The organism is Burkholderia sp. COPS, assembly GCF_019425585.1.
GTDB lineage: Bacteria > Pseudomonadota > Gammaproteobacteria > Burkholderiales > Burkholderiaceae > Burkholderia > Burkholderia cepacia.
Map to the genome: position 1 here is coordinate 317,355 of NZ_WIXR01000015.1, position 26,855 is coordinate 344,209.

General features: G+C 68.1%; 28 protein-coding genes. 17 read left to right on the plus strand and 11 right to left on the minus strand.

The genetic code is table 11. The features are described from left to right. Positions 1-12: 12 nt before the first annotated feature. Together FOZ70_RS14545 and FOZ70_RS14550 are read right to left on the minus strand one after the other, a co-directional pair. Positions 13-2,154 (minus strand): hypothetical protein, encoded by a 2,142-nt coding sequence (locus FOZ70_RS14545; RefSeq protein ID WP_219706171.1) that lies wholly within the window; start codon positions 2,152-2,154, stop codon positions 13-15. Between the two features lie 621 nt (positions 2,155-2,775). Beyond that, positions 2,776-3,015, minus strand: coding sequence for a hypothetical protein (locus FOZ70_RS14550; protein ID WP_219706172.1), 240 nt, complete (start codon positions 3,013-3,015; stop codon positions 2,776-2,778). A gap of 5 nt (positions 3,016-3,020) precedes the next feature. Between FOZ70_RS14550 and FOZ70_RS14555 the strand changes: the two genes are divergently transcribed. From FOZ70_RS14555 to FOZ70_RS14570, 4 genes are all read left to right on the plus strand, one after another. Next, positions 3,021-3,335: a Dabb family protein gene (locus FOZ70_RS14555; protein ID WP_027787175.1), complete on the plus strand. Its 315-nt coding sequence runs from the start codon at positions 3,021-3,023 to the stop codon at positions 3,333-3,335. Next, on the plus strand, positions 3,332-3,811 hold the full coding sequence (locus FOZ70_RS14560; protein ID WP_011352338.1) for a PaaI family thioesterase: 480 nt from the start codon (positions 3,332-3,334) through the stop codon (positions 3,809-3,811). The genes FOZ70_RS14555 and FOZ70_RS14560 overlap by 4 nt, the downstream gene beginning before the upstream one ends. Positions 3,812-4,001: 190 nt before the next feature. Next, a complete protein-coding gene (locus FOZ70_RS14565; RefSeq protein WP_021162652.1) occupies positions 4,002-4,961 on the plus strand; it encodes an alpha/beta hydrolase in 960 nt (319 codons plus the stop codon). A gap of 38 nt (positions 4,962-4,999) precedes the next feature. Further along, positions 5,000-5,440, plus strand: coding sequence for a GNAT family N-acetyltransferase (locus FOZ70_RS14570; protein ID WP_021162651.1), 441 nt, complete (start codon positions 5,000-5,002; stop codon positions 5,438-5,440). A 20-nt stretch (positions 5,441-5,460) separates the two neighbouring features. On the opposite strand, the gene FOZ70_RS14575 is transcribed toward FOZ70_RS14570, so the two are convergent. Further along, complete coding sequence (locus FOZ70_RS14575) at positions 5,461-6,306, minus strand: NRDE family protein (RefSeq protein WP_219706173.1); 846 nt, start codon at positions 6,304-6,306, stop codon at positions 5,461-5,463. Positions 6,307-6,382: 76 nt separating this feature from the next. Continuing rightward, positions 6,383-7,417: a folate-binding protein gene (locus FOZ70_RS14580; RefSeq protein ID WP_219706174.1), complete on the minus strand. Its 1,035-nt coding sequence runs from the start codon at positions 7,415-7,417 to the stop codon at positions 6,383-6,385. 77 nt (positions 7,418-7,494) lie between these two features. On the opposite strand from FOZ70_RS14580, the gene mltG reads away from it, so the two are divergent. The 9 genes from mltG (at position 7,495) to FOZ70_RS14625 (ending at position 16,107) form a co-directional block, all read left to right on the plus strand. After that, the gene (mltG, locus tag FOZ70_RS14585) at positions 7,495-8,514 is read left to right on the plus strand and encodes an endolytic transglycosylase MltG (RefSeq protein WP_021162648.1); all 1,020 of its coding nucleotides are present in this window, start codon (positions 7,495-7,497) and stop codon (positions 8,512-8,514) included. Next, positions 8,514-9,134, plus strand: coding sequence for a dTMP kinase (gene tmk / locus FOZ70_RS14590; RefSeq protein WP_021162647.1), 621 nt, complete (start codon positions 8,514-8,516; stop codon positions 9,132-9,134). Before mltG ends, tmk begins: the two co-directional genes overlap by 1 nt. A 19-nt stretch (positions 9,135-9,153) precedes the next feature. Further along, positions 9,154-10,182: a DNA polymerase III subunit delta' gene (locus FOZ70_RS14595; protein WP_059489971.1), complete on the plus strand. Its 1,029-nt coding sequence runs from the start codon at positions 9,154-9,156 to the stop codon at positions 10,180-10,182. Between the two features lie 141 nt (positions 10,183-10,323). After that, positions 10,324-11,103 carry a TatD family hydrolase gene (locus tag FOZ70_RS14600; protein WP_021162645.1) on the plus strand — a complete coding sequence of 260 codons (780 nt, stop codon included), beginning with the start codon at positions 10,324-10,326 and terminating at the stop codon, positions 11,101-11,103. 43 nt (positions 11,104-11,146) lie between these two features. Then, positions 11,147-11,857: an ankyrin repeat domain-containing protein gene (locus FOZ70_RS14605; protein ID WP_021162644.1), complete on the plus strand. Its 711-nt coding sequence runs from the start codon at positions 11,147-11,149 to the stop codon at positions 11,855-11,857. A 119-nt stretch (positions 11,858-11,976) separates the two neighbouring features. Then, complete coding sequence (locus FOZ70_RS14610; protein WP_006485939.1) at positions 11,977-12,333, plus strand: Rap1a/Tai family immunity protein; 357 nt, start codon at positions 11,977-11,979, stop codon at positions 12,331-12,333. A 90-nt stretch (positions 12,334-12,423) separates the two neighbouring features. Beyond that, positions 12,424-13,596, plus strand: a complete 1,173-nt coding sequence (locus FOZ70_RS14615; protein ID WP_059494204.1) for a mechanosensitive ion channel domain-containing protein — start codon at positions 12,424-12,426, stop codon at positions 13,594-13,596. A 22-nt stretch (positions 13,597-13,618) separates the two neighbouring features. Continuing rightward, complete coding sequence (locus FOZ70_RS14620; protein WP_021162642.1) at positions 13,619-14,794, plus strand: AAA family ATPase; 1,176 nt, start codon at positions 13,619-13,621, stop codon at positions 14,792-14,794. 248 nt (positions 14,795-15,042) lie between these two features. Continuing rightward, positions 15,043-16,107, plus strand: coding sequence for a glycosyltransferase family 4 protein (locus tag FOZ70_RS14625; RefSeq protein WP_021162641.1), 1,065 nt, complete (start codon positions 15,043-15,045; stop codon positions 16,105-16,107). Positions 16,108-16,203: 96 nt separating this feature from the next. Here the strand turns inward: FOZ70_RS14625 and FOZ70_RS14630 are convergent, their stop codons facing one another. The 3 genes from FOZ70_RS14630 to FOZ70_RS14640 form a co-directional block, all read right to left on the minus strand. Next, on the minus strand, positions 16,204-16,791 hold the full coding sequence (locus tag FOZ70_RS14630) for a YSC84-related protein (RefSeq protein ID WP_011352325.1): 588 nt from the start codon (positions 16,789-16,791) through the stop codon (positions 16,204-16,206). A gap of 231 nt (positions 16,792-17,022) precedes the next feature. Continuing rightward, positions 17,023-17,472 (minus strand): membrane protein, encoded by a 450-nt coding sequence (locus FOZ70_RS14635; RefSeq protein WP_048021032.1) that lies wholly within the window; start codon positions 17,470-17,472, stop codon positions 17,023-17,025. A 259-nt stretch (positions 17,473-17,731) separates the two neighbouring features. Then, a complete protein-coding gene (locus tag FOZ70_RS14640; RefSeq protein ID WP_011549641.1) occupies positions 17,732-18,022 on the minus strand; it encodes a PsiF family protein in 291 nt (96 codons plus the stop codon). A gap of 271 nt (positions 18,023-18,293) precedes the next feature. Between FOZ70_RS14640 and FOZ70_RS14645 the strand changes: the two genes are divergently transcribed. Further along, entirely contained in the window at positions 18,294-19,316 is a 1,023-nt protein-coding gene (locus FOZ70_RS14645) for an asparaginase (protein ID WP_219706175.1), read from the plus strand. A 105-nt stretch (positions 19,317-19,421) separates the two neighbouring features. Here the strand turns inward: FOZ70_RS14645 and lysM are convergent, their stop codons facing one another. From lysM to gcl, 4 genes are all read right to left on the minus strand, one after another. Next, positions 19,422-19,892 carry a peptidoglycan-binding protein LysM gene (gene lysM / locus FOZ70_RS14650; RefSeq protein ID WP_021162125.1) on the minus strand — a complete coding sequence of 157 codons (471 nt, stop codon included), beginning with the start codon at positions 19,890-19,892 and terminating at the stop codon, positions 19,422-19,424. Positions 19,893-20,375: 483 nt separating this feature from the next. After that, positions 20,376-21,281, minus strand: coding sequence for a 2-hydroxy-3-oxopropionate reductase (locus tag FOZ70_RS14655; RefSeq protein ID WP_330744519.1), 906 nt, complete (start codon positions 21,279-21,281; stop codon positions 20,376-20,378). Between the two features lie 26 nt (positions 21,282-21,307). After that, a complete protein-coding gene (gene hyi, locus FOZ70_RS14660; RefSeq protein ID WP_219706176.1) occupies positions 21,308-22,117 on the minus strand; it encodes a hydroxypyruvate isomerase in 810 nt (269 codons plus the stop codon). A 43-nt stretch (positions 22,118-22,160) separates the two neighbouring features. Continuing rightward, positions 22,161-23,936 carry a glyoxylate carboligase gene (gene gcl / locus FOZ70_RS14665; protein WP_021162121.1) on the minus strand — a complete coding sequence of 592 codons (1,776 nt, stop codon included), beginning with the start codon at positions 23,934-23,936 and terminating at the stop codon, positions 22,161-22,163. Between the two features lie 172 nt (positions 23,937-24,108). Between gcl and FOZ70_RS14670 the strand changes: the two genes are divergently transcribed. The 3 genes from FOZ70_RS14670 to FOZ70_RS14680 all read left to right on the plus strand — a co-directional run bounded on the left by FOZ70_RS14670 (position 24,109) and on the right by FOZ70_RS14680 (position 26,711). Then, positions 24,109-25,020: a substrate binding domain-containing protein gene (locus FOZ70_RS14670; protein ID WP_021162120.1), complete on the plus strand. Its 912-nt coding sequence runs from the start codon at positions 24,109-24,111 to the stop codon at positions 25,018-25,020. A 163-nt stretch (positions 25,021-25,183) separates the two neighbouring features. Beyond that, positions 25,184-25,825: an RNA polymerase sigma factor gene (locus tag FOZ70_RS14675; RefSeq protein WP_048021041.1), complete on the plus strand. Its 642-nt coding sequence runs from the start codon at positions 25,184-25,186 to the stop codon at positions 25,823-25,825. Next, on the plus strand, positions 25,815-26,711 hold the full coding sequence (locus FOZ70_RS14680) for an anti-sigma factor (protein ID WP_059651684.1): 897 nt from the start codon (positions 25,815-25,817) through the stop codon (positions 26,709-26,711). The genes FOZ70_RS14675 and FOZ70_RS14680 overlap by 11 nt, the downstream gene beginning before the upstream one ends. Positions 26,712-26,855 lie beyond the last annotated feature (144 nt).

A 26,855-nucleotide genomic window follows, 5' to 3' on the forward strand; every position in this document is an offset into this window, starting at 1 on the left:
GGTGATACCCAGCTAGCGTGATGCCAGGGCCGCCGCGTTTTCCGGCTGCGCATCCTGCATCTGCCGCGACGCCTGCCACCAATACTTGCCCGCGCGCTGCTGCGGATCGCGGATCGCGAGATACGTCGTACTCCAGAGCTGTGCCGCGTTGGCTTCGGTCGCATCGGCGCTGCGCGTGCCGAACGCGTCGGTCTGGTACTTGCCGTTCACGTAGGACCACGTCCACATTTCCGACGTCCGCATGTCGCGCCCGTTCGAGATCACCTGCCAGATCGTCTGCCGCGCCTGCGCGAGCAGCGTGCGGGTCGCGGCCGACAGGTCCTGGCGCGCGAGCTGGCGATCGAGCCCGGCCACCCACATCGCCTGCTGCCACGACCAGATCACCGTGCCGTGATAGGCGGAACTCGTGAACTTCGGCCACAGTCCCTGGCTCGCATACGCAGGGTTCGCGATCAGCATGCCGGCATCGGTCACGAGCCCGGTCGGGAACGGCCGCGTGACGTCGGCGACGATCCGCTGGAGCTGGTCGTCCGGCGGTGTGCCGAACAGCAACGCGAAGCCGCCATCGGAGTTCATCACCGGAATCGGATTGCCCTGCTGATCGAGCGACAGCGCGTAGAAGGCCAGCGGTGCGCTTGGCGTGGCACCGGCCGGCACGCCGGCGGACGGCGCATAGGCCGACACGTCGGCGGTCGCCTGCGCGGCCGGCACGCTCACCTGGAACAGCGGCGGCGCCTGCGTTTCCCATGTGGCTGCCTGGTTCGCCGTGTTGGCGAGCGTCGCGCGCTGTCCGGCATCCAGGTACGGATCGAGCAGGCCGCGCGTGAGGAACGCGTTCGCCGCGCGCAACGCGGCCGGCACGAGCACCGCGTTCACGTCGTACGGGTAGACGCCGCCGCCAAGCCCGTCGGTGCTGTCGCGCCAGTTGCCGACGATCTCGCCGGGCCGCAGGTGGATCAGGTTCGCGACCGACGGCTGCTGCGCGAACGGCTGCGCGGTGGTCGCAACGTGCAGCAGGTTGACGACCAGGCGGGCGCCGTTGGTCTGCCCGTCGCTGCCGCGCTGGGCCAGATACGCAGCCGCACGCGCCTGGCCGCGCGTATCGTCGATCAGCCACGCGGCCGCGATCGGCGCGAGCAGGTAATCGCTGTCGATCATCTTGTAGTCGTAGGTCGGCGTCGGATCGTTCGGTTTCCCGTTCTTCTGGTTGTCGACGAGTGCGAACTCGCCGATGCCTTCCTCGTGCGCGACCTTGCCGTCGGCCGACAGCCGGCTGAGCACCGACGACAGGCCGGCCTCGATCGCCGCGGGTTCGAGCACGGGCATCAGCATGCGAACCGAGATCAGCGTGTCGCGGCCGAAGTAGGTGTCGTACTGCCACGAGCCCGCCAGCAGCTTGTCGTGGAAGCTCAGGAATTCGAGCACGTTCTGGCTCACGGGGTCGGGGTTCACCGACGGCGCGAGCAGATCGGCGCGCGTGATCGGCGACAACGGCGTCTCGCCCGACAGCGCATCGACATGCAGCCGCAGCGTGTGCGAGCCCGCGGGTGCGCTCAGGACGAGCTTGCCGCCCGCAGCCGGCACGATGCTGCCGCCGTCGCGCAACGTGATGCGCAGCGAATAGCCGGGCGCGCCGTCGATCCGGTCGCGTTGCCATTGCGCGGCGCTGCCCTGGACCGTCGGCGCGGTGAGAATCTGTTGGGGAATCGTTGCGCCGCCGTTGAAGTCGCGCAGGAAGCGCACGTTGCTGAGCACGCCCTGGCGGATCGTCAGCGTGCCGGTGTCCACCGACACGTCGGCGCCGATGCCGTACAGCGGGCGGCCGTGCGCGTCGGGTGCCGACAGCGCGGACGGCGGCGTGTCGAGGCTCCAGTTCACCGGCTGCGGGGTGTCGTCGAACCACAGCCCCGTGCCGCTGTTGCCGGCGGGGAAGACCACGAGCAGGCGCGGTTTCGTCGACGAACGCACCAGCAGGTGCGCGGCGACCTTGTCCTGCCGGTAGAACGCGTTGATCTGGCCGCCGGCGTCCATGCGGAACGATAGGGCGGCGTTGTTCGACGGCGGGCTGTTCGATTTGACGTCGTCGTCGTTGCAGGCCGCGAGCAGGCCGGCGCAGATGAATCCGAGGCACAGCGACTTCACAAGGCGATGCATGTTGATGTCCCTCCTGATGACTGGCGATTTTTTATCGGGATGGTCGAATGAACGGATCTGTTGTCCGTTTGGTACCGTGTCGCGGGCATTCGCGTGAATGCCGGGTGTTAATCAGGATGTGATGCTGTTGCGGTGAGTGAATCGAGCAGGAAATTGGCAAACAGGCGATAAATGCCGAAAGCTGAAACGGCAAGGGACGCCACCCCGACATGAAGCGAGAAAAGGCAAGGCGGGCGGCGTTCGTGCAGGCGCGTGCCGCCTTATATGCGGCGGGAGAAAATCAATCGTAAGCCGCTGTAGGGAATTCTAAATTTTCAGAAGAATCGAAGTCAATGGCGTTTTTCTGATTTCAGGCTGTTTTGCGAAAAAAGCGATCGTAACTATTACTCGTTGAGTCGGTAAATTATGCGATTTAATGAAGGCGGGTATTGGAATCCGGATATTCGGTGAATAAATAATCGGCAATGACGTTTCATTTTGCCGATTGCTGCCGTGCCGGAATTGAATCGTCCAGTTTGCGCGGGCGATTGCCGAGGCGCGCAGGCCTGCGCCGAAGCGGCGCACGCGAAGCCGCGTTCCCGCGATTCAATGGAAGGTTGCGCGATCGTTCCATCGGAGCCTTCAAGTTTGGTAGGCTTGGTGATTGCCGCCGCTTGCGCGGATCGCGCCGTCGGTGAGCGACACGGTGAAAATGCGCGTATCGTCGCCGGAAAGGCCGGGCGACAGCCGATTCGATACGCGTTTTTTTCCCCGTTGCCCCGACCGCGTGCAAGCGAAGCGGGCAGACGACTGGCCGGGCATCACCCGGCCGGCCACGAGGCGGGCCGAGCCCGCATCGTGAACACCAACGAACAGGAGCAACCGAAGTGATCCGACATATCGTCATGTGGAAGTTGAAAGAATCGGCCGAAGGCGCGACGCGCGCGCAGAACGCGCTGAAGCTGAAGGAAAAGCTCGAGGGCTGCCGCGACCTCGTGCCGGGCACGCTGCAGATCGACGTCGGCGTGGCAACGCCCGGCCTCGACGCGACCGCCGACATCGTGCTCGTGTCCGATTTCGCGGACAAGGCCGCGCTCGATGCCTACCAGGTGCACCCGGTTCACCAGGAAGTGAAGAAATTCGTCGTCGCGGTGGCCGAGTCGCGCGAATGCGTCGACTACATCGTCGACAGCGCACGATGAGCGACGCGGCAACCCCGACGGACGGCCCGTCGATCGAAAGCCCGTTCGTCGACCTGCTCGGCGTGCAGCTCGTGTCCGCGAAGGACGGGGCGAGCGAGCTCGTGCTGCCGCTCGAAGAGCGGCACATGAACACGTGGAGCATCGCGCACGGCGGCGTGACGATGACGCTCGCGGACATCGCCCTCGCGATGGCCGCGCGCAGCCTGACCGACGACGGTGTCGGCGTCGTGACGGTCGAGATGAAGGTGAACTTCATGCAGCCGGGGCGCGGCGAGTTGCGCGCTTACGGGCGCGTGATGCATCGCTCGACGACGATGGCCTACTGCGAAGGCGAAGTGCGCGACAGCGACGGCAATTTCGTCGCGAAGGCGCTCGGCACGTTCAAGTACATGCGGCGGCTCGCGGTGGGCCGCGACATCAAGCGGCAACGCTCGCGCACGGCGCCGGACGCCCAGCCCGGCCCGAGCGACGCGTAAGCGCCGGGACGCACGGCCCTGCCGCTTAGCCGGCAGGGCCGTCTTGTTTTGCACGTCGCAGGTGTGCCGTCGAACGCGTTCGCGGCAGGCCGAGAGAGGGCCGGGATTGCGCACCGCGCCCGCGCGACGAGGGCGTGGCATCATGTGACGCTTGTCCGTTCACGGCGTCGCACCGGCGCCGTCCTTATCGATGCCGCTGAATCCGAAGATCGCCCAGGTGCTCGACATGATCGAGCGCGCGAAACGTCCGTCCTACCATCACCAGACGCCGCAGCAGGCGCGCGCCGCGTACGAGAAGAGCGCGCCGATCCTCGACGTCGCACCGGCGCCGATGCATTCGGTCGAGGAGTGCGTCGTCCCGACGCGCGATGGCCGCACGATCGGCGCGCGGCTGTACCTGCCGGTCGCGCCGAGTCTCGCGGAGCCGCTGCCTGCGCTCGTGTACTACCACGGCGGCGGTTTCACGGTCGGCAGCGTCGATACGCACGACGCGTTGTGCCGGATGTTCGCGCACGACGCGCAGTGTGCGGTGCTGTCGGTCGGCTACCGGCTCGCGCCGGAGCACCGGTTCCCGACCGCGGTGAACGACGCCGACGACGCGTTGCAATGGCTGCATCGCGAGGCCGCCACGTTCGGCATCGATGCCGAACGGCTGGCCGTCGGCGGCGACAGCGCGGGCGGCACGCTCGCGACCGTCTGCGCGGTGCTCGCACGCGACGCGGGCATTCGCCTTGCGCTGCAGATGCTGATCTATCCGGGCGTGACGGGCTACCAGGACACCGGATCGCACGCACGGCTCGCGAACGGCTACTTGCTGACGCAGGACACGATCCAGTGGTTCTTCACGCAATACGTGCGCGATCGGGCGGACCGCGACGACTGGCGTTTCGCACCGCTCGACGGCACGCGCGATGCGCCGTCGTTCGCGGGCGTCGCGCCGGCGTGGATCGCGACGGCCGAATACGATCCGTTGAGCGACGAGGGTGCCGCGTATGCGGAGAAGTTGCGTGCGGCGGGCAATGCGGTCACGCTGGTCTGCTATCCGGGGATGATCCACGAATTCTTCAAGATGGGCGGCTACATCCCCGAGGTGCGGGCCGCGCATGCCGACGCGGTCGCGGCACTGAAGGCCGCATTCGACGATGTTTGAAGGCATTTGACGGCGCGCGCGCCGCGTGGAGGGCTGCGATGACGGACGGCGTGGTGGAAACGGGCGACTGGGCGGTGCTCGGCGGCGACGCCGCGCGGATCCGCGACGCGGTGTTCGTGCGCGAGCAGCAGATTCCGCCGGAATGGGAACTCGACGACGACGATCCGCTGTCGCTCCATGCGGTGGCGTACCGGGTCGATGCGGCGACCGGCGTGCGCCGCGCGGTCGCGACGGGGCGGCTGCTGCCGTCGGGCACGATCGGCCGCGTCGCGGTGCTGGCCGATGCACGCGGCCAGGGCGTCGGGTCGGCCGTACTGGACGCGCTGCTGGACGCGGCGCGGCGCCGCGGCGAAATCGTCGTGCGGCTCTATGCGCAGGATTCGGCCGTGTCGTTCTACTTGCGGCACGGCTTCACGGCGGTCGGCGAACCGTTCGTCGAAGCGGGCGTGCCGCACGTCGAGATGGCGCGCGCGCCGTAGCACGGCGCCCACCCGCGCGCTCAGCGCGGCGGGGTCGCGTCGAGGTCGAACGTGAATGCGCGCTCGAACGCACCCGGCCGCACGGTGCGGTGCGAACCGTCGTCGTCGCAGCGCTCCTTGATCTCGACCGTGAGCCGCACGCCTTCCTTCATCGTGACGCGCAGTGCGGTCGTGCCGCGCGTGCCGTATTCGGGCGTCTCGATGAACGCGGCCGACAGCGCACGTTCGCGCTCGATCGGAATGCCCGTGTGCGGCAGCGCGTCGTCGTCCGCGACGTGCGGGTCGCGCATCAACGCGATCAGGTCGTCGAGCGACGGGGTCGGATTGTCGGTAAGCAGCGTGCCGAGTTCCGCGCGTTTGCGCACCACTTTCGGCCAGGGCGTATCGAGCCGCGCATTCGACAGCGCATGCACGCCGGGCGCGATCGCGACGGGGGCGGCGACACCGCTTTCGCCTTCGGGCGCACGATTGCAGAACCACGCGAGTTCGCGCCGCCTCCAGTCGCCGACGAGCAGGTTGAAGCCGTTGTAGACGGCCGCATGCTCGGCCAGCCGCCCGAGATAGTCGAGCGGTGCAACGGACGGGCCGCCGAGGAAATCGGACACGAGCTTGCCGCGGGTCGGCGCGCCGGCGCGAATGTCGAACGGCGCGCGGTAGTTCGTCAGCGCGGCGAACCGGCCGTCGCGCGACACGCCGAGCCACGTGCCGCCCGCTTCGAGATCGCGGCCGGCCAGTACGCCCGGGACATCCTCCCACCACGAAAGCGGCGCGCTCGTCCGGCGAAAGAACTCGTCGCGGTTGGCGATGAGGGTAAAGACGGGACCGGCGGCGGCATCGGGCTGCCAGTCGAAGGCAATCAGACACATCGGGCGAATCTCTCGCAGGAAACATCGGGCGCCGGCTGCGACTCGCGAGCCGGCGCGCGAACGGGTTGTCAGTGCGTCACGCTTCCGTCGGCCATGCGTACGGCAGCGCGTCGAACGCGAGCGCCGGGCCGTCGGCCGAACCGACGTGTACCGTGCCGTTGTCGAGCGCGGCGAGCTTGATCTCGACGAGCGCGTCGATGCCGCCCGCGGGCGCGGCCGCCGCGTTGACGATCATCCCGCACGGCTGGCCGGGATCGTCGCTGTGGAACAGCTCGACGCCGGCATGCACGGTATCGGTTTCGCCGGCGACGTGCGCGAGCGCCGTGCGGCGCTTGATCGTGCCGCGGTACTGGCTGCGCGCGACGATTTCCTGGCCCGGGTAGCACCCTTTCCTGAAGTTAACGGCGCCGATCACGTCGAAGTTGACCATCTGCGGCACGAACTGTTCGACGGCAGCCTGCGTGATGCGCGGTTCGCCCGCGCGGATGTCGAGCCAGTCCCATACGGCCGGCGACACGACCGGCAGCGTACCGCCGAGCGCGGCGATGCGCGCATCGACTTCCGCACGCGGGCCGATCCACAGATAGCGCTTGCGGCCGGCCGCATCGGGCACGCGGATCAGCGTGCCGGCCGGGCCGTCGACCTTCACGTGCACGCCGTCCGGCAGCGCGTCGAAGACGCCCGACAGCGCGTCGCGCACGTCGCCCGCGAAGCCGGCCACCGCGAGCGTGTCGCTCGCGTCCGTCAGTTTCGCCTTTGCGCGCAGCACGAACATCGACAGCCGCTTCTGCACGGCGGGCTGCACGTCCTTCGACACCAGCAGGCGCACGCCGTGGCCGGCGCGCCACGCGAGGAACGACCCGAGGAGGCGCCCCTTCGGCGAGCAATAGCCGGACAGCCGCGCGCTCGCGGCGTCGAGATGCTCGATGTCGTTGGTGAGCTGGCTGTGCAGGAACGTCGCGGCGTCATCGCCGGCCACGTCGATCACGCCGAACTGCGGCAGCGGCATGCAGGCGCCCGGCGCGTCGAAATCGGCGGCGGACGGGCGGGGGAAAACGGGGAGCGAGGCAGATGCGGCCTGGGCAGCCGGTGAAGCGAACGGTGTGCTCATGGAATGAGGGAACAGTCAACCCTGACTTTGACGAAGGCGAGCAAGTATTATATGGGTCTTACCTGAGTCACGTTTCCATGTCCCTACTGAAGAAATGCGCCGCGACGATCGTGGCGCTGGCCGTCGTTGTGGCCGCTGCCGGCGCGGGCGGCGGGTATTACTGGGCGACCCGGCCACTGCTGCTGGGTTCCGCATCGCTCGACGTCACGATCAAGCCGCGCAGCAGCGTGAAGAGCGTCGCGCTGCAGCTCAGGCGCGGCGGCGTGCCGGTCGAGCCGCTCGGCTTCGTCGCGATGACGCGCGTGCTCGGGCTGTCGAGCCGGCTCAAGTCCGGCAACTACGAATTCAAGACCGGCATCACGCCGTACGAGGTACTCCAGAAGATCGCGCGCGGCGACGTGAACGAGTACGTCGCGACGGTCATCGAAGGCTGGACCTTCAAGCGGATGCGCGCGGAACTCGATGCGAACCCCGATCTTGCCCACTCGACGGCCGGCATGAGCGACGCCGAGCTGCTGCGCGCGATCGGCGCGCCGGACAACGCGGTGCAACGCGGCAGCGGCGAGGGGCTGTTCTTCCCCGATACCTACCTGTTCGACAAGGGCACGAGCGACCTGAACATCTATCGGCGCGCCTACCATCTGATGCAGACGCGTCTCGACGAGGCCTGGGCCGCGCGCGTGCCGGGCCTGCCGTACAAGACGCCTTACGAAGCGCTGACGATCGCGTCGATCGTCGAGAAGGAAACGGGCCACGCGGCCGATCGCGCATTCGTCGCGGCCGTGTTCGCGAACCGGCTGCGCATCGGCATGCCGCTGCAGACCGATCCGTCGGTGATCTACGGGCTCGGCGACGCGTACGACGGCCGCCTGCGCAAGCGCGACCTGCAGGCCGACACTCCTTACAATACCTACACCCGACGTGGGCTGCCGCCGACGCCGATTGCGTTGCCGGGCGTCGCCGCGTTGCAGGCGGCGATCAATCCGGCCCAGACGAGCGCGCTCTATTTCGTCGCGAAAGGCGATGGCACGAGCGTGTTCTCGGACACGCTCGGCGACCACAACAAGGCCGTGGACAAGTACATACGAGGTCAATAATGGCGAGCGGTAAATTCATCACGTTCGAAGGCATCGACGGGGCGGGGAAGACCACCCACCTGCAATGGTTCTGCGAACGCCTCCAGGGCAAGCTGGCCTCGGCCGGCCGGCAGGTCGTCGTCACCCGCGAGCCGGGCGGCACGCAGCTCGGCGAGAAACTGCGCGAGATCCTGCTGAACCAGCCGATGGATCTCGAGACGGAAGCGCTGCTGATGTTCGCCGCGCGTCGCGAGCATCTCGCGCTCGTGATCGAGCCGGCGCTCGCGCGCGGCGACTGGGTCGTGTCCGATCGCTTCACCGATGCGACGTTCGCGTACCAGGGCGGCGGCCGCGGGCTGCCGCGCGACAAGCTCGAGACGCTCGAGCGCTGGGTGCAGGGCGGCTTCCAGCCCGACCTGACGGTGCTGTTCGACGTCGCGCCGCAAGTCGCGAGCGAGCGGCGCGGCGCCGCGCGCATGCCCGACAAGTTCGAAAGCGAATCCGACGCGTTCTTCGCGCGCACGCGCGGCGAATACCTGCGGCGTGCGGAAGAGGCGCCGCACCGCTTCGCGATCGTCGACGCGACGCAGACGATTCCCGAGATTCGCCAGCAGCTCGAGCGCGTGCTCGCCGCGCTGTAATTCGCAAGGAACGCACCACATGATCTATCCGTGGCAGACCGACGACTGGAACCGCTTGCAGCAACTGCGTGCGCAATGGCCGCACGCGCTGCTGCTGCATGGCCAGGCCGGGATCGGCAAGCTGCAGTTCGCGCAGCATCTCGCGCAGGGCTTCCTGTGCGAATCGCCGCAGCCGAACGGTGAGCCGTGCGGCGCCTGCGCGGCCTGCACGTGGTTCTCGCAGGGCAACCATCCGGACTACCGGATCGTGCTGCCCGAGGCGCTGGCGGGCGAGGCGCCGGGCGCCGCGGACGACCCGAAAGCGGCCGACGCGGACGAAGGCGGCAAGAAGACCCGCGCGCCGAGCAAGGAAATCAAGATCGAGCAGGTGCGCGCGCTGCTCGACTTCTGCGGGGTCGGTTCGCATCGCGGCGGCGCGCGCGTCGTCGTGCTGTATCCGGCCGAGGCGCTCAACGTCGCCGCGTCGAACGCGCTGCTGAAAACGCTGGAGGAGCCGCCGTCCGGCGTCGTGTTCCTGCTCGTGTCGGCGCGTATCGACCGCCTGCTGCCGACGATCATCAGCCGCTGCCGGCAGTGGCCGATGACCGTGCCGGCGCCCGACGCGGCCGCGGCCTGGCTCGCGGCGCAGGGCGTCGAGCATGCGGACGCGCTGCTCGCCGAGGCCGGCGGCGCGCCGCTCGCCGCGTTGGCGCTCGCGAGCGACGAGAACCGCCCGCTGCGCGACTACACGCTCGGGCAGCTCGCGGCCGGTGCGGCATGCGACCCGTTCGCGTGCGGCGAGACGCTGCAGAAACTGCCGGTGCCGCTGGTGCTCGGCTGGCTGCAGCGCTGGCTGTACGACCTGCTCGCGCAGCGGATGGCGGGCGCGCCGCGCTACTTCCCGATGCATGCGGCGGCGCTCGCGCGCTGCGCGGAAGCGGTCGATGCGAACGCGTTCGCGCGTTTCATGAAGGCCGTTACGCGACAGCGGACGGTCGAGAACCATCCGCTCAACGCGCGGCTCGTATTCGAGGAATTGTTTCTCGGATATCGGGAAATATTTGGTTGATCCGGCATTGTTTCCCGTGGGTTGCGAAACGATGACCGGCTCACGCCGCGACGCGACCGTGGCCGGCCGGCCCGCGAACGCCGCCCGTTGCCGCATGCCGGCGCGCGCATGAGCGCGCGCCTTACGAATTCAGGAAACACGATGTTCGTCGACTCTCACTGCCACATCAATTTCAAGGGCCTGGCCGACCGCCTGCCGGCCGTGCTCGAGAACATGCGCGAGCACGACGTCACGCACGCGCTGTGCGTGTCGGTCGATCTCGAGACGCTGCCCGACGTGCTCGCAATCGCCGAAGCGCACGACAACGTGTACGCATCGGTCGGCGTGCATCCCGATCACGAGGACATGCGCGAGCCGACACTCGCGGAGCTCGTCGAGCTGGCCGCGCACCCGAAGGTCGTCGCGATCGGCGAAACGGGCCTCGACTACTACCGCCTCGAAGGCCGCTCGATCGCCGACATGGAATGGCAGCGCGAACGCTTTCGCACGCACATCCGCGCGGCGACCGCGACGATGAAGCCGCTGATCATCCACACGCGCTCGTCGTCGGAGGACACGCTGCGGATCATGGCCGAGGAGCGCGCGGACGTGCCGGGCGGCGTGATGCACTGCTTCACCGAGCCGTGGCCGGTGGCCGAGCAGGCGCTCGCGCAGAACTTCCATATCTCGCTGTCGGGCATCGTCACGTTCAAGAACGCGACCGACGTGCAGGACGTCGCGCGGCGCGTGCCGCTCGACCGGCTGCTGATCGAGACCGACTCGCCGTACCTCGCGCCGGTGCCGTATCGCGGCAAGCCGAATGAACCTGCGTACGTCAGCCATGTCGGACGCTTTATCGCGTCCGAGCGCGGGATCGCCGTCGAGGCGCTCGCCGATGCGACGACGCAGAACTTTTTCCGGCTGTTCAAGATCGCCCGCTAACGACGTGCGCGCAGCCGACAACCCAGGGAAGGAGCCCACAACAATGACGAAGCCGACCAACCATCTGCCGAAACGTGCACTCGTTGCCGCCGCGCTCGTCGCGAGCGGCCTGTTCGCGGCAGCCGGCGCGCATGCCGAATCGCTCGACGCGATCGTCAAGGCCGTCAAGTTCGACGACATCGCCGACATCGGCAAGCAGCTCAAGAGCGGCAAGCTCGACCCGAACACGATCGCGCCGAATGGCGACCCGCTGATCGTGATCGCCGCGCGCGAGAAGTCCGACAAGGTCGCGGCGGCGCTCGCCGCGACGCCGAACGTCGACCTCGAGAAGGAAGACAAGGCCGGCGAAACCGCGCTGATGCTCGCGTCGCTGAACGGCGACCTCGGCCTGGCGAAGCTGCTGGTCGACAAGGGCGCGGAAGTCAGCAAGAAGGGCTGGGCGCCGCTGCACTACGCGGCCACCAACGGCCAGGACGCGGTCGTGAAGCTGCTGCTCGACCACGACGCGTATATCGATACCGCGTCGCCGAACGGCACGACGCCGCTGATGATGGCCGCACGCGGCAACCATGCGTCGACGGTGACGCTGCTGCTCGACCAGGGCGCCGATCCGCAGGTGAAGAACCAGCTCGGCATCACCGCGCTCGAATTCGCGAAGCACTACAACGCGCCGGACGCGATCGAGATCCTGAGCAAGCGGACGACGCGCATCGGGGCATCGACGCCGGCAGACGCGCAAAAGAGTGCAAAATGATGGTTTTCGGTGCGGCAGACGGTGCCCGCCCGGCCGGATGCCGGCCGGAGCAGGGCATCCCGGCGCCGCGCCGGCCAGGGCAGCAGGCGGCCTCGGGCCGCATTGACATAAGGAACACCATGTTGCGCGCAATGTTTTGTGCCGCGGCGTTTGCCGTGCCGTTGTCGGCGGCGGCTTTCACGGGCGCGGATCTCGACCGGCTGTGCGCGAAGACGGACGTCAAGTCGCGGGCGTCGTGCGCGGCCTACATCGAAGGTGCCGCCGACGGCGTCTACAACACCATCGATGCGATCGGCGGCACGACGGGGCCGCGGGTCGGCCAGTATTTCTGCCTGCCGCCCGACATCCGGGCGCAGCAGATGACCGACGCGGTGCGCAAGTACATCGCGGAAAATCCGAAGCTGGCCGACTACAACGCGAGCACCGCGGTGTCGCTCGGTCTCGGCAAGGCGTTTCCCTGCAGGAGCGGCAACTGATCTGACGCCGTGTCCGGGCACGCGCGTGGCCCGGACGTCGCCGACGCATCCCAGGACGAGGCATGCACGCCTCATCACCGAAGGGCGCCGATGATTTCAATCGAGGAACTGCAGCGCATCGCCGATGCGCCGCTGCATTCGTGGCTCGGCACGCTGGCCGTGTCGGTCATCGTCATACTGGTCGTCACGGTCGTGCACCGCCTCGGCGCACGCATCGTCAAGCGCCTCGCGCAGCCGTATCCGCTGATGAGCGCGATCCTGCGCTACATCGACAAGCCGTCGCTCGTCGTGCTGGCGCTGCTGGCGCTCGAGTTCGTGTGGCTCCAGGCGGACGACGGCATGTCGTTCGTGCGCGGCATGCGCACCGCGGCCGCGGTCGGCTCGATCGTGTCGCTCACGTGGCTGCTGGTGCGGCTCGCGGCCGGCGTCGGCGACGCGATCATCCAGGCTCATCCGATCGATACGGCCGACAACCTCCAGGCGCGGCGCATCCATACGCAGGCCAAGGTGCTCGTGCGGACCGTGATGGTGCTGATCGTGATCATCGGCACCGGCGCCGCGCTGATGACGTTCCCGAACGTGCGCCAGGTGGGCGCGAGCCTGCTGGCGTCGGCCGGCGTCGCGGGCCTGGTCGCCGGTATCGCCGCGCGGCCGGTGCTCGGCAACCTGATCGCCGGGCTGCAGATCGCGCTCACGCAGCCGATCCGGCTCGACGACGTGGTCGTGATCCAGGGCGAGTGGGGGCGCATCGAGGAAATCACCGGTTCGTTCGTATCGGTGCGGCTGTGGGACCAGCGGCGCCTCGTCGTGCCGCTGCAATGGATCATCGAGAACCCGTTCACGAACTGGACGCGCAGCAGCTCGGAGATCATCGGCACGGTTTACCTGTCGGTCGATTACCGTACGCCGCTCGCGCCGCTGCGCGAGGAGCTCGCGCGGCTCGTCCATGCGGCGCCGGAGTGGGACGGCCGCGTGCAGGTGCTGCAGGTGACCGACGCGACGGAGCGCACGATGCAGTTGCGCGCGCTCGTCAGCGCGGCCGACTCGTCGTCGTGCTGGGACCTGCGCTGCCGCGTGCGCGAAGGGTTGATCGCCTATCTGCAGGACCGCTATCCGCAATGCCTGCCGCGCAGCAGGATGGAACTGTATCCGCACGATTCCGCACCGGATGCGCCGAATCCCGAACGGCCGCACGCGCGCGCCCCTGCCGCCAGTACGGCGGCCAACACCGCGGCCGACCCGCAGGCCGTCGAAGGCCGCTGAACGCGGCCCGCCCGCCATCGTCATGACCGTGCTGAAAACCCTTGCCATTGCCAATTACCGCTCGCTGCGCGAGCTGATCGTGCCGCTCGCGGCGCTCAATGTCGTCACGGGGCCGAACGGCAGCGGCAAGTCGAGCGTGTACCGCGCGCTGCGGCTGCTCGCCGACACCGCGCAGGGGCGCGTGATCCCGTCCCTCGCGCGTGAAGGCGGGTTGCCGTCGACGCTGTGGGCCGGCCCCGAGCGTTTCTCGCGGGCGATGCTGGACGGCGACGCGCCGGTCACCGGCACGGTGCGCAAGGGGCCCGTGAGCCTGAAGCTCGGTTTCGCCTGCGACGATTTCGGTTATTCGATCGATCTCGGCATGCCGATTCCGAGCCACTCGCAGTTCTCGCTCGATCCGGTCGTCAAGCGCGAGTGCATCTGGGGCGGCGCGGTGCTGCGCCCGTCGACGCTGCTGGTCGACCGGCAGGGCGCGCAGATCCGCGCGCGCACCGCGACCGGCGACTGGCAGACGATTCCGCAGCCGGTGGCGAGCTTCGACAGCATGATGACCGAGTTCGCCGATCCGACCGGTGCGCCGGAAATGATCGCGGTGCGTGAACGGATCCGCTCGTGGCGCTTTTACGACCATTTCCGCACCGATGCGCAGGCACCCGCGCGGCAGTCGCACGTCGGCACCCACACGCCGGTGCTCGCGGACGACGGCGCCGACCTGGCCGCCGCGCTGCAGACGATTCGCGAAATCGGCGACGGCGCGGCACTCGATGCGGCGATCGACGACGCGTTTCCGGGCGCGTCGGTCGAGATCGACAATCCGGGCGGCCGTGGCCGCTTCGACGTGCTGATGCGCCAGCCGGGGCTGCTGCGGCCGCTCGCAGCGGCCGAGCTGTCGGACGGCACGCTGCGCTACCTGCTGCTCGCGGCGGCGCTGCTGACACCGCGGCCGCCGGCGCTGATGGTGCTGAACGAACCGGAAACCAGCCTGCATCCCGATCTGCTGCCGGCGCTCGGCCGCCTGATCGCGCAGGCGGCGCAGCATTCGCAGGTGCTGGTCGTGTCGCACGCGGCGCGGCTCATCGCGACGCTCGAGCGCGAGGCCGGCTGCGAATCGCTGGTGCTCGACAAGCAGCTCGGCGCGACGGGGCTCGTTGACGCGGACACGCGCGACCTGCCGGCATGGAAGTGGCCGTCGCGCTGACGGGCGGCGCGGCGCGCATTCGGGTGCGTTCGGGTGCGATCGTCGTGTCGGGGGCCATATCGGCCCGGCAGGCGGAATGTATCCGGCCTGTAACAACACCCATAAAATGAAAGACGGGCGGTTCCGGGCAACCGGATCGCGAATAATGAGGAGATATCCGGCGGGCGCTGCATCGGGGCGAGCCGCGCGCGAAAGCGCAAGGGCCCGCCGGCCGTGCCGCAACGGACAGGACACAGGAGACGTGGACCATGAGAATTGCCCAGATCGCGCCGCTGACCGAATCGGTGCCGCCGAAGCTGTACGGCGGCACGGAGCGCGTCGTGTCCTACATCACCGAGGCGCTCGTCGAGCTCGGTCATGACGTGACGCTGTTCGCCAGCGGCGATTCGACGACGCGGGCGAAGCTCGAGCCGGTCTGGCCGCGTGCACTGCGGCTCGACTCGTCGATCCGCGACCGGGTCGCGCCGCACATGCTGCTGATGGAGACGGTCGCGCGCCGCGCGAAGGACTTCGACGTGCTCCATTTCCACATGGATTACTACTCGTTCTCGGTCTTCAACCGGCAGGAAACGCCTTACGTGACGACGCTGCACGGCCGGCTCGACCTGCCCGAGCAGCAGCCGGTGTTCGACACGTTCAACACGGCGCCGGTGATCTCGATTTCGAACTCGCAGCGCCAGCCGCTGCCGCAGGCGAAATGGCTGACGACCGTCTACCACGGGCTGCCCGATACGCTGTACATGCCGCAGCCCGTCGAGCCGCGCTATCTCGCATTCCTCGGCCGCATCTCGCCGGAGAAGCGCGTCGACACGGCGATCCGCATCGCCCGTCAGTGCGGGTTGCCGATCAGGATCGCCGCGAAGGTCGATGCGGCCGACCAGGAATACTTCGAGCGCGAGATCAAGCCGCTCTTCGCGTTGCCGCACGTCGAATACATCGGCGAGATCGCCGATCACCAGAAGGCCGAGTTCCTGTCGGGCGCGCATGCGCTGCTGTTTCCGATCGACTGGCCGGAGCCGTTCGGCCTCGTGATGATCGAGGCGATGTCGTGCGGCACGCCGGTGATCGCGTTCAATCGCGGCGCGGTGCCCGAAGTGGTGGACGAGGGCGTGTCGGGTTTCATCGTCGAGGATGAAATCAGCGCGGTGGCCGCCGTGAACCGGCTGCACCTGCTGCCGCGCGCGCGCGTGCGGCAGCGCTTCGAGGCGCGCTTCACGTCGCGCCGCATGGCGCAGCAGTATGTCGACGTCTACCAGTCGGTGATCCGCGCGCAGAAGCGTTCGCGCTTCAAGGTCATCGACTCGACGACCTGACGCGCGTCGCGCACGGATAAAAAAACGGCGATGCCCGCGAGGACATCGCCGTTCGTGCGTGGCCCGCGCGCGGTGCGCACGGGCGGCCCGCCAGCGTCAGATCTTCAGCTTCGAGACCTTCGTGCCGTTGATCGACACGTCGCCCATCAGGCCCGCGTTCGTCAGCACGACGACCTGGACCGGTGCGGTGGCCGTGGTCGTGTCGACCGCGCCGTTCGCGCCCATCTTCACGAGCGCGACCGACGCGCCGGCACCGGCGGCCCAGCCGTCCGAGCCGCGGAATTCGTCGAGCGCTTCCTGCGTCATGAACAGGAACACGATCGCCTTCGACTGCGCACCGGCCTGCAGGCCGACCGACAGCGACGACGTGTTGTAGTAGCCGACCGTGCTGCCGCCGACGCGCAGTGCGCCGTTGCCGGACTGGCCGCCGACGATGAAGCCGGCCTGGATCACGTCCGGGAAGACGAGCACGCCGCGCGACTTCGCGACGAGTTCGCGCGAACCCTTGACCGTGGAGTACATGCGCGACAGCGTGGCGTCGACGCTCGAGTCGATTGCCTGGCGCTTCGACGCGTTGGTCGCGGCGTTGTCCGGCTTGTCCGGGGTGGTGGTGCAACCGGTGAGCGCGAGGCTACCGACGATGAGCGCAGCGGCGGCTTTCAGCACGAGATTCCGTTTTTGCATCGTTCTTCTCCATCGGATGACGTTCGGAGTGAGTCTCGCTCAAGGAGCGGATCACGTCGGCAGTTATATCACAGTGGATTACACCCCCTTTTCGTCCGCGCAACAAAAAGCGTCAAATCGGGCGAGGGTGTCGCGGCGTGCCAACGGACGATCCGGCGCCCGCGCGCCGGGGGCGGGGCGGCATGCGGGCGCCGCGGTCGATCGTGCGGTGGGTGGCGCCCGCGGCGCGCATCAGTGCGTGACGGGTGGAACGGGCGGCTTGATCGGCGGGCGGCGCAGCACGCGGCGGATCAGCGCGATCACGACGCCGCACGCGAACAGGAACGCGGCCGGCACGACCCAGTAGCCGACGAATGCATGCCACAGGTAGCCCGCGAGCGTACTGCGGCGCAGCACGTATTCGTCGCGGGCCGCCTGCTGGCGCGGCGCGTTGGCGGCGAGCACGTCGGCCGGGCAGCCGGCCGCGCGCGCCTCGTCAGGATCCCCGTGGCACTTCGCGGCGGCGCCGGCGGCCTGCTGCGCATCGGTGAGCTGCCAGGTGGTCAGCGCGAGCTGCAGGTCCGCCTTGTTGTAGGCCATTTCCTCGCGGATCTCGCGGACGGCGACGATCGCGACGGGCACGGCCCAGAACACGATCACGATCAGCCAGCGGCGGAACCAGCGGTGTTGTCTCCATGCCATCCATGCCTCCGTTTGACGCGCGTGCGCGTCCGTCTCGAGGGCGGCCCGATGGCGCTTCTTGTACTTGGATGGGCCGCGTTGCAGCCATCATAGAAGAAATCGCGGCGAATTGCCGCACCATGTGGCGGCGCCGGCACGGCGGGCCGGGAAAGCGGGGCGGGAGAGGTCGGGGCCGGGCGCGTCGATGCGCGTGCAACGAAAACAAAAATGCCGCGCCCGCCGAAGCGGTGCGCGGCATTCGATACGGGAGCGCCGGAACTCAGGCTGCCGGCTGATTGCTCAGGCAGCTCTTCATGAACGCCTTGCGGTCGTCGCCCTTCTTGCCGGTGGCCTGCGTGTTGCATGCCTTCATCTTTTCCTGCTGCGTCATCGCCTTCGCGGGCTTCGCCGACAGGCAGTCCTTCATGAACGCCTTGCGTTCATCGCCCGTCTTGCCGGCTGCCTGGGTGTTGCAGGCCTTCATCTTGTCCTGCTGGCTGTTCGCCGCGAACGCGGGGGAAGCCAGCATGCCGCCGAGAAGCACTGCGGCTACGAGCGATTGGATTTTCATTTCGACACTCCCATGGGGTGAATTGCGTTTTATCGACGCCGTCACGACGCACCGCACGATGAGCATAGGGCCGCATCGCGCGGGGCGATCCGATTATGGCAAATCAATGTGAAAACACCAAAACGGCACTTCCTATAACGTTGCAGATACCACGTCCGTTGACGGCGCACCCGGCCGGACGATCGGGGCAAACCATGATGTGCGGCGGCCGGCCCCGGCCGCCGTGCCGGAACCTGCCGGATACCGGCCGCAAGCCTTTACAATCGCGGCCATGAATACTCTGAATCCCGCATCCCCTTCGTCCGCGGCGGCCCTGCCGCGCATCGCCGTGCTCGCCACCGGCGGCACGATTGCCGGTGCCGCGCCCGACGCGGCCAGCACGGCCGGCTATCAGGCCGGCGCGCTCGGCGTCAATTTCCTGGTCGACGCGGTGCCGGCGCTCGCGTCCGTCGCGCGCATCGACGCCGAGCAAGTCGCCAGCATCGACAGCAAGGATCTCGCGCTGCCGCTGTGGAACACGCTCGCCGCGCGGATCGACGCACTGATGGCCGAACCGACGGTCGACGGTATCGTGATCACCCACGGCACCGACACGCTCGAGGAAACCGCGTACGCGCTGCACCTGGTCGTCAGGGGCGACAAGCCGGTCGTGCTGACGGCCGCGATGCGGCCGGCGACCGCGCTGTCGTCCGACGGCCCGCTGAACCTGCTGAATGCGGTGACGGTGGCCGCGCATCCGTCCGCGCGCGGGCAGGGCGTGCTGGTCGCGTTCAACAACCGGATCCACGGCGCGCGCGACGTGGTGAAGACGAGCACCTATGCGGTCGACGCGTTCCAGTCGCCGGAACTCGGCGCGCTCGGCTGGGTGCAGGACGGCCGGGTCGAATTCGCACGCCGCGTCACGCGTTCGCGCGATGCGCAGCTGGCGATCGCCGCAGCATGGCCGCCCGTCGAAGTGGTCGCCAGCTACGCGGGTGTGACGCGCACGGCCGTCGACGCGCTCGTCGCGGCCGGCGTGCGCGGTCTCGTCGTCGCCGGCACCGGCAACGGCTCGATCCATGCGACGCTGCAGGCGGCGCTGGCCGATGCGGTGAACGCGGGCGTGGCGGTGGTGCGTGCATCGCGCGTCGGGTCGGGGCACGTGATGCGCAACGGCGCCGCGAGCGACGATGCGCTCGGTTTCGTGAGCGCGGGTTCGCTGCACCCGTTCAAGGCGCGCGTGCTGCTGATGCTCGCGCTGGCGAACGGCATTCACGATCGCGACGCATTGCAACGCGCGTTCGATACGCTGTGATTCGATGACGGGATGACCGATACGCGTCGATTGCACGGCGCGCGTCGCCCATGAAAAAGGCAGGCCGAGTGGCCCGCCTTTTTTGCGTCAGTGCTGCACGAATGCTCAGGACTGCGGCGGAATCACGAGCTTCTGGCCCGGGTAGATCCGGTCCGGGCTCGACAGCATCGGCTTGTTCGCCTCGAAGATCGCCGGGTACTTGTTCGCGTCGCCATACACTTCCTTGGCGATCGCCGACAGCGTGTCGCCCGGCTTCACGTCGTGGTACTGCACTTCCGGATCGTCCGGTTGCAGATCGTCGTCGTTGACGCCCGCGACGCCCTGCACGTTGCCGGCCGCGACCTTGACCTTCGCCTTCGTGTCGAGGTCGGCGACGCTGCCCGACAGCGTCACGGTGCGCGATGCGCCGTCGAACGCCACGGTCAGGTTCGACGTATCGAGACCCTGCGTGTTGATGTAGTTCTTGATGGCATCGGCCGCGGTCTGGTTTGCGGCATTCGGATCTTCCGCTGCTTGCGCGTCGGCATGACCCAGCAGTTTTTCACCCGCCTCTTTGATAAACGAAAGAAGACCCATCGTTGCACTCCTTGGGTGGTTGAAAAGAAAACGCGCCGTGAAGTGGCGAAAAAAACACCGCGCTGGGCGCGGTCACCGGAAGTGACCACAAGCGCGGCGGTTTTCTCGAAAGGCGTGGCGAAAGTGTAGGCGTTCAGCGCGACGATTGCATGAAAAATCGCACGCTCGAACGTAAAGAAATGTAATACGCGAAATCCGACAGGCGGACACCCGACGACGACGTCTGACCGACCAAGGCTTCCCCGGCGTCGCCGGGTGCCGCTGCGGACCCCACCACGCCGCTCTCAGCCCAGAGCGGCGTTTTTCGCCCCGTCCCGCATGCCGTCGGCAGTGCAGGGCGGGGCGCCCCACCGTGATGCGCGCGTGTCTCGCGCATCGATGCGACCGGTCGTGCCGGTCGCGTGTGTCATTCGCGTGTCCGTCATCGCGACGGACCGTGCGTTACTGCATCATCCGAACGAAGCCGCGCCAGGCGGCATGCGGTCAGCCCGCCGTCTTCTCGATCTCGAAGTTCGACATGATCTCGAGCGCACGCACGAGTGCCGAGTGATCCCATGCCTTGCCGCCGTGCGATGCGCACACGCTGAACAACTGCTGCGCGCTCGCCGTATGCGGCAGGGCGAGGCCGAGCTTGCGTGCGCCGTCGAGCGCGAGGTTCAGGTCCTTCTGGTGCAGCTCGATGCGGAAGCCCGGATCGAACGTGCGCTTCGTCATCCGCGCGCCGTGCACTTCGAGGATGCGCGACGCGGCGAAGCCGCCCATCAGCGCCTGTCGCACGCGCTCCGGATCCGCGCCCGAGCGTGCGGCGAACAACAGCGCTTCGCCGACGGCTTCGATGTTCAGCGCGACGATGATCTGGTTCGCGACCTTGCAGGTCTGGCCCGCGCCGTTGTCGCCGACGAGCGTGATGTTCTTGCCCATCTTCTCGAACAGCGGCTTCGCGCGCTCGAATGCCGCCTCCGGGCCGCCGACCATGATCGTCAGCGTCGCTTCGCGGGCGCCGACTTCGCCGCCGGACACCGGCGCGTCGAGGTAGTCGCAACCGAGCGCGTTGATCTGCTTCGCGAATTCCTGCGTGTCGAGCGGCGAGATCGAGCTCATGTCGATCACGAGCTTGCCGGCCGTCAGGCCCTTCGCGACGCCGTCGTCGGCGAACAGCACGTTACGCACGTCCGGCGTATCCGGCACCATCGAGATGATGATGTCCGCGTTCCGTGCGACTTCGGTCGAGTTCGCGACGACCTTCGCGCTCGTGCGCAGGTCGTCGGGAATCGGGAACGCGCCGTTCACGACGAGCTGGTGGTCACCCTTGAGCAGGTTGCGCGCCATATGCGCGCCCATGATGCCGAGGCCGATGAAACCGATGGTTGCCATGTGAAAGTCTCCTATAGGGGCGTATGCGGAAAGGGCGGATCTCAGGCGGCGCGACGCGCCGAGCCCGGTGCGCAGCCGGCGACGCTGTGCAGCCAGCTGAGGCCTTCCGTCGTGGTGGTGCGGGGCTTGTATTCGCAGCCGACGTAGCCGGCATAGCCGAGCCGGTCGAGCAGCGCGAACAGGAATGCGTAGTTGATCTCGCCCGTGCCCGGCTCGTTGCGGCCCGGGTTGTCCGCGAGCTGGACGTGGCCGATCGACGCGAGGTTGCGTTCGATCGTCGCGGCCAGTTCGCCTTCCATGCGCTGCATGTGATAGATGTCGTACTGCAGGAACAGGTTGTCCGAGCCGACCGCGCGGATCACGTCGAGCCCTTCCGACGAGCGGTTCAGCGCGAAACCCGGGATGTCGAAGCTGTTGCACGGCTCGACGAGCAGGCGGATGCCTTCGCGCTTCAGCGCGTCGGCGGCAAAGCGCAGGTTGTCGACGATCGTGACGAACGTCTTGTCGCGCGCCGTGCTCGCCGACGGAATCCCGACGAGGCAGTTCAGCTGCGGCACCTTCAGCGCCTTCGCGTACTCGATCGCGCGGCCGACACCTTCCTGGAACTCGCCGACGCGATCGGGCAGGCACGCGATGCCGCGCTCGCCCTGGTCCCAGTTGCCGGCGGGCAGGTTGTGCAGCACGAGGCGCAGGCGATGCGTCTCGAGCCGCTCGGCGAGTTCCTCTTTCGCGTACGGGTACGGGAACAGGAACTCGACGGCGTCGAAGCCCGCATCGGCGGCCGCCTTGAAGCGGTCGAGGAACGGCACTTCGTTGAACAGCATGGTCAGGTTTGCAGCAAACTTCGGCATGAGCTAAGCCTCTTCGGTCGGTCAGTCAAAAATGGCGTGCGGTTCAGTCGAGCATCGAGATCGCGGTCGGTGCGTGCTCGGCCTTTTCGGCGAGATCCTCGAATTCGTTGATCGCGTCGATTTCGGTACCCATCGAGATGTTCGTCACGCGCTCGAGGATCACTTCGACGACCACCGGCACGCTGAATTCTTCCGCGAGCGTTTGCGCCTGGCGCAGCGCCGGCTCGATCTCCTCCGGCTTGAACACGCGCAGCGCCTTGCAGCCGAGGCCCTCCGCGACGGCCACGTGGTCGACGCCATAGCCGTTCAGCTCCGGCGCATTCACGTTGTCGAACGCGAGCTGCACGCAGTAGTCCATGTCGAACGCACGCTGTGCCTGGCGGATCAGGCCGAGGTACGAGTTGTTCACGACGACGTGCACGTACGGCAGCTTGAATTGCGCGCCGGCTGCGAGTTCCTCGATCATGAACTGGAAGTCGTAGTCGCCGGACAGCGCGACGATCGGGCGGCTCGGGTCGGCCGCACGCACGCCGAGCGCGGCGGGGATCGTCCAGCCGAGCGGGCCCGCCTGGCCGCAGTTGATCCAGTTGCGTGCCTTGAACACGTGCAGGAACTGCGCGGCGGCGATCTGCGACAGGCCGATCGTGCTGACGTAGCAGGTATCGCGGCCGAACACCTTGTTCATCTCTTCGTACACGCGCTGCGGCTTGACCGGCACGTTGTCGAAGTGCGTCTTGCGCTGCAGCGTGCGCTTGCGTGCCTGGCAGTCGGCGACCCATGCGCTGCGGTCCTTCAGCTTGCCGGCGGCCTTCCATTCCTGCGCGACCGCGACGAACAGTTCGAGTGCGGCTTTCGCGTCCGACACGATGCCGAGATCCGGGCCGAACACGCGGCCGATCTGCGTCGGCTCGATGTCGACGTGCACGAACTTGCGGCCCTTCGTATAGACCTCGACGCTGCCCGTGTGACGGTTCGCCCAGCGGTTGCCGATGCCGAGCACGAAGTCGGACGCGAGCAGCGTCGCGTTGCCGTAGCGGTGCGACGTCTGCAGGCCGACCATGCCGGCCATCAGCGGGTGGTCGTCCGGAATCGCGCCCCACGACATCAGCGTCGGGATCACCGGCACGCCGACCGTTTCCGCGAACTGCACGAGCAGGTCTTCGGCCGCCGCATTGAGCACGCCGCCGCCCGACACGATCAGCGGCTTGTCCGCGTCGTTGAGCATTGCGAGCGCCTTCTCGATCTGCGCGCGGGTGGCCGCGGGCTTGTAGACCGGCAGCGGTTCATAGGTGTCGATGTCGAACTCGATTTCGGCGAGCTGCACGTCGATCGGCAGGTCGACCAGTACCGGGCCCGGGCGGCCCGAGCGCATCAGGTGGAATGCCTGCTGGAACACGCGCGGCACCAGCGCCGGTTCGCGCACGGTGACGGCCCACTTGGTGACGGGCTTTGCGATCGATTCGATGTCGACGGCCTGGAAGTCTTCCTTGTAGAGACGCGCGCGCGGCGCCTGGCCGGTGATCGCGAGGATCGGAATCGAGTCGGCCGACGCGGAGTAGAGGCCGGTGATCATGTCGGTGCCGGCGGGGCCCGACGTGCCGATGCACACGCCGATGTTGCCCGGGGCCGCACGCGTGAAGCCTTCGGCCATGTGCGACGCGCCTTCGACGTGGCGGGCCAGCACGTGGCTGATGCCGCCGGACTTGCGCATCGCCGAGTAGAACGGATTGATCGCCGCACCCGGCACGCCGAACGCGGTCTGGATGCCTTCCTTCTCGAGCACGAGCACAGCTGCGTCGACGGCTCTCATCTTGGCCATGAATGTCTCCTTGAATGGGGTGGATCTTGCGAATGGGTCTGTTGGGGACACTTTAGGGATGCAGGAAAGGTTTGATAAGATCAGCCGAAGTCGCTTTTTTCGAAACTAAAAGTATGGAATGACGGCTGGGCGAGGCTTTCCGCCGGAGCCGGAACAGAGACGGAGACGGGAGATGGATCGCTTCAAGCAGATCGAGACGTTCGTGCGCGTGGCCGATGCCGGCAGCCTCGCGGCGGCGGCGCTCGAGGAGGGCGTGTCGCCGGTCGTGCTCGGGCGGCGCATCGACGCGCTCGAGAAGCGGCTCGGCGTGAAGCTGATGTACCGCTCGACGCGGCGGCTGGTGGTCAGCGAGGAGGGTGCGGCGTTCCTCGAGCGCTGCCGCGGGCTGCTGTCCGAATGGGACCAGGCCGAGAACGAACTGGCCGCCGGGCGGCGCGCGGTCAGCGGGCACCTGATCGTGTCGGCGCCGGCCGCGTTCGGGCGCAAGCACGTCGCGCCGCACGCGCCGGGCTTTCTGGCCGACAAGCCCGAGATGCAGCTGTCGTTCAACCTGACCGACCGCGTCGTCGATCTCGTGCGCGAGGGCTACGACCTGTCGATCCGGATCGGCGGTGCGGTCGATCCGAACTTCGTCGCGGTGAAGCTCGCGTCGAACCGGCGCGTCGTGTGCGGCACGCCCGAGTATTTCCGCCGGCACGGCCGGCCGAAGTCGCTCGACGACCTGCTGAGGCACAACTGCCTGGCGTTCAACCTGCAGGGCGGGCAGAACCGCGGCTGGTATTTCCAGCGCCACGGCAAGATCGCGACGATGCGCGTGGCCGGCAACCTCGACTGCAACGACGGCGAGCTGCTGCACCGGTGGGTGGCCGAAGGCCTCGGGCTCGGCTGGCGCTCGACGTGGGAAATCGCCGCGCAGCTCGAGACGGGCGAGCTCGAGACCGTGCTCGACGAATACGCGCTGCCCGATTACGACATCCTCGCGGTCTATCCGCAGCAGCGCTACGTGCCGGCGCGCGTGCGTTATTTCATCGACTACCTGCGCGCCGCGTATGCGCGCCCCGGTTACTGGAGCACCACGCCGTAACGGGAGGCGGGCGGCCCGGCGATTTTTTTACGCTTCATGCGCCCGGCGCGGGAATAAACTCGACGCAGCAACGGTATGGTCATCGAGCGCGCACGTTGCCGGTCTGTCCGGGCGCCGTGCGCGGAACGGGCGCGGTTTCGGCCGCCGGGACCAGGGAGGCCATGTGGGGCAAGCCGGACAGGCGGTCGAAGAACGGGTGGCAGACGACGCGGTCGCGCGCGGCGAGCGGTTTCGCGCGCTCGTGCTGCCGCATCTCGACGCCGCGTACAACCTCGCACGCTGGCTGAGCGGCAACGCCGGCGATGCGGACGACGTCGTCCAGGACGCGTGCATGCGCGCACTGCGCTTCGTCGATTCGTGTCGCGGCGACAACGCGCGGCCGTGGCTGCTGACGATCGTGCGCCACACCTGGTACACGGAGTGGCGCCGCCGCACGCATGCGCACGAGGTCGCGCTGCCCGATACGCTGGACGATACCGACGTGCCCGACGACTGGCAGCCCGCCACCGAGGACCCGCTCGCGCACCTGCTGCGCGGCGAGAACGTGCGGCTCGTGAACGCGGCGCTCGCGAAGCTGCCGCCCGAATACCGCGAGGTGCTGGTGCTGCGCGAGATGGAGGACCTGAGCTACCGCGAGATCGCGGCGATCGCCGACGTGCCGGTCGGCACGGTGATGTCGCGGCTCGCACGCGGCCGGCGCAAGCTCGCCGCGCTGCTGGGCGGCGCGCCGGCACCGGCGGCCGAAGGCAGGCCGGGCCGTACGCCGGCAGGCGGAACCGCATCGGAGGCTATCGATGGACTGTAACGAAGCGCGAGCGTTGCTGGACGCGGACGTCGACCGCGAGCTGTCGGCGCCCGACGCGTTGCGGGTCCAGCAGCATGTCGAAGGATGCGACGTGTGTCGCCAGGAACGCGAACGGATCGTCACGCTGGTGCAGGCCGTGCGTCAGGCCGACTATCACCGTGCGCCGGATGCGTTGCGGGCGAGCATTCTTGCGAGCCTGCCTGCCGCGGCCGACGCGCCTGCCCGCGAGCAGGCGCGGGCGGAGCCGCAATCCGGATCCCGATCGCAGCCGCAGCGGCGGCCGCGCGGGCGTAACGGGTTGTCCTGGCTGCGGGGGCTTGGCGGGGCGGCACGCCCGGCCACGGCCGGCACCGGGCCGCGCGTCGCGGCATTGCCCGGCCTCGGCTGGGGCGTCGCGCTGCTGGTGGCGCTTGCCGCGGCGGGCGGGATGGTGGTGTCCGCGCGCCACGCCGACACCGACCGCACGGTCGACGAACTCGTGTCGAGCCACGTGCGTGCCGACCTGTCGGCGCGCGACATCGACGTGATCTCGACCGACCGGCACACGGTCAAGCCGTGGTTCAACGGCCGGCTCGACTATGCGCCGCCGGTCGAGGATCTCGCGGCGAACGGCTTCGCGCTGGTCGGCGGCCGGCTCGACTACGTCGGGCGCCGCCGTGTCGCGGTGCTGGTCTACCGTTACCGGCAGCACGTGATCGACGTCTATGTGCGGCCGGCCGGGGAAGGGCCGGGGGCGCCGTACTCGACCGTGTCGCAGGGTTATGCGCTCGATCGCTGGGATGCGGCCGGGATGACGTGGTGGGCCGTGACCGACGCCGAGCCGTCGGCACTTGCGGCGTTCAGGACCGCACTCGACGCGCGGCTGGCCGGCACGCGCAGCGAGTGACGTCGCGACGGCTGCCTGCGGGCCCGCCGCCCGCTTGCGCTCCGACCCTGAGCGGGGAAAAGGCCGAAGAATGGCCCGGCTGCCCGGCCTCGCCCCTTCAAGTCTTTGAAAACATGGCCGAATCCGCACGCCGATCGTCGATTG

What these genes read in the sequence shown, in the direction of transcription:
- FOZ70_RS14545 (WP_219706171.1), bottom strand. Translation starts at nt 2,154, where the DNA reads ATGCATCGCCTTGTGAAGTCGCTGTGCCTCGGATTCATCTGCGCCGGC.
- FOZ70_RS14560 (WP_011352338.1), top strand. Translation starts at nt 3,332, where the DNA reads ATGAGCGACGCGGCAACCCCGACGGACGGCCCGTCGATCGAAAGCCCG.
- FOZ70_RS14565 (WP_021162652.1), top strand. Translation starts at nt 4,002, where the DNA reads ATGCCGCTGAATCCGAAGATCGCCCAGGTGCTCGACATGATCGAGCGC.
- FOZ70_RS14570 (WP_021162651.1), top strand. Translation starts at nt 5,000, where the DNA reads ATGACGGACGGCGTGGTGGAAACGGGCGACTGGGCGGTGCTCGGCGGC.
- FOZ70_RS14575 (WP_219706173.1), bottom strand. Translation starts at nt 6,306, where the DNA reads ATGTGTCTGATTGCCTTCGACTGGCAGCCCGATGCCGCCGCCGGTCCC.
- FOZ70_RS14580 (WP_219706174.1), bottom strand. Translation starts at nt 7,417, where the DNA reads ATGAGCACACCGTTCGCTTCACCGGCTGCCCAGGCCGCATCTGCCTCG.
- mltG (WP_021162648.1), top strand. Translation starts at nt 7,495, where the DNA reads ATGTCCCTACTGAAGAAATGCGCCGCGACGATCGTGGCGCTGGCCGTC.
- tmk (WP_021162647.1), top strand. Translation starts at nt 8,514, where the DNA reads ATGGCGAGCGGTAAATTCATCACGTTCGAAGGCATCGACGGGGCGGGG.
- FOZ70_RS14595 (WP_059489971.1), top strand. Translation starts at nt 9,154, where the DNA reads ATGATCTATCCGTGGCAGACCGACGACTGGAACCGCTTGCAGCAACTG.
- FOZ70_RS14600 (WP_021162645.1), top strand. Translation starts at nt 10,324, where the DNA reads ATGTTCGTCGACTCTCACTGCCACATCAATTTCAAGGGCCTGGCCGAC.
- FOZ70_RS14605 (WP_021162644.1), top strand. Translation starts at nt 11,147, where the DNA reads ATGACGAAGCCGACCAACCATCTGCCGAAACGTGCACTCGTTGCCGCC.
- FOZ70_RS14610 (WP_006485939.1), top strand. Translation starts at nt 11,977, where the DNA reads ATGTTGCGCGCAATGTTTTGTGCCGCGGCGTTTGCCGTGCCGTTGTCG.
- FOZ70_RS14615 (WP_059494204.1), top strand. Translation starts at nt 12,424, where the DNA reads ATGATTTCAATCGAGGAACTGCAGCGCATCGCCGATGCGCCGCTGCAT.
- FOZ70_RS14620 (WP_021162642.1), top strand. Translation starts at nt 13,619, where the DNA reads ATGACCGTGCTGAAAACCCTTGCCATTGCCAATTACCGCTCGCTGCGC.
- FOZ70_RS14625 (WP_021162641.1), top strand. Translation starts at nt 15,043, where the DNA reads ATGAGAATTGCCCAGATCGCGCCGCTGACCGAATCGGTGCCGCCGAAG.
- FOZ70_RS14630 (WP_011352325.1), bottom strand. Translation starts at nt 16,791, where the DNA reads ATGCAAAAACGGAATCTCGTGCTGAAAGCCGCCGCTGCGCTCATCGTC.
- FOZ70_RS14635 (WP_048021032.1), bottom strand. Translation starts at nt 17,472, where the DNA reads ATGGCATGGAGACAACACCGCTGGTTCCGCCGCTGGCTGATCGTGATC.
- FOZ70_RS14640 (WP_011549641.1), bottom strand. Translation starts at nt 18,022, where the DNA reads ATGAAAATCCAATCGCTCGTAGCCGCAGTGCTTCTCGGCGGCATGCTG.
- FOZ70_RS14645 (WP_219706175.1), top strand. Translation starts at nt 18,294, where the DNA reads ATGAATACTCTGAATCCCGCATCCCCTTCGTCCGCGGCGGCCCTGCCG.
- lysM (WP_021162125.1), bottom strand. Translation starts at nt 19,892, where the DNA reads ATGGGTCTTCTTTCGTTTATCAAAGAGGCGGGTGAAAAACTGCTGGGT.
- hyi (WP_219706176.1), bottom strand. Translation starts at nt 22,117, where the DNA reads ATGCCGAAGTTTGCTGCAAACCTGACCATGCTGTTCAACGAAGTGCCG.
- gcl (WP_021162121.1), bottom strand. Translation starts at nt 23,936, where the DNA reads ATGGCCAAGATGAGAGCCGTCGACGCAGCTGTGCTCGTGCTCGAGAAG.
- FOZ70_RS14670 (WP_021162120.1), top strand. Translation starts at nt 24,109, where the DNA reads ATGGATCGCTTCAAGCAGATCGAGACGTTCGTGCGCGTGGCCGATGCC.
- FOZ70_RS14680 (WP_059651684.1), top strand. Translation starts at nt 25,815, where the DNA reads ATGGACTGTAACGAAGCGCGAGCGTTGCTGGACGCGGACGTCGACCGC.